An 818-nucleotide genomic window follows, 5' to 3' on the forward strand; every position below is an offset into this window, starting at 1 on the left:
AATACGAATGGCAAAAACTTGGCGCGTATTGTCGCAAAATCATCAAATAAATATCTAATACGCGAAACGTTTTGCTTTGGGGCGTTTTTAAGTCATATTTAATGTGGGCGCCCTTTTTTTAGCCATTTGATTCAGTTTGTTAAGAAAACCCGTTGATTTACCAAAATGAACTCGTATAATCCTGTCCCTGTAGCGCGCCCTTAGCTCAGCTGGATAGAGCACGTCCCTTCTAAGGATGTGGTCGTAGGTTCGAATCCTACAGGGCGTGCCATTTATTCTAAGGCCTCAACATCTCATGGTGCTGGGGCTTTTTCATTTTGGTCATTTTCCCTTTATTGGTATTGTCCGGGTCTTTGTTAGCAATGTCACGATGGTGTCAAAGCGGCCTGCTCATCTTGACTTTGCTGCGTCCAAAAATTAAGCATGCCGCTCGTTTTTAAAGCGCGATGGGCATGCACTCATCGTTTCCTTTTCATTTATTGAGGTACAACAGAAACCTATGGACTCGTCGAGTAGTCGAATATCACAAAATGGTTTTTTCGAGCCTTCGAAAATGCCAACGGTTTTCTGCTAGCCTGCCAATCTACAGTTGTTAGCTTCGTGCTGGGAGTCGATACCCATTGGCTATAAGCGATACTGCTTTCCTCGTTAATACCATCTCTCTATTGATATATGCCTTCGGCCGTTTGCTGCGGGAACGATATGCTTATTGATTTTTCCTAGATGCTTTGTCGCGTCTAGAACAATAAGCGACGACATGTCATGCGTACAACTTTTCGTCCGATGAAAGGGCGGAGGTGACTGCGTGGGTTTCTTTG

Annotated in this window: 1 tRNA gene; it reads left to right on the plus strand. The window is 44.1% G+C overall.

Features of this window, described 5'->3' with window-relative positions:
- The first annotated feature begins 194 nt into the window (after nt 1-194).
- A tRNA-Arg gene (locus CIK04_RS25425) sits at nt 195-271 on the plus strand.
- Nucleotides 272-818: the final 547 nt, after the last annotated feature.

Source organism: Vibrio sp. 03_296, assembly GCF_002265885.1.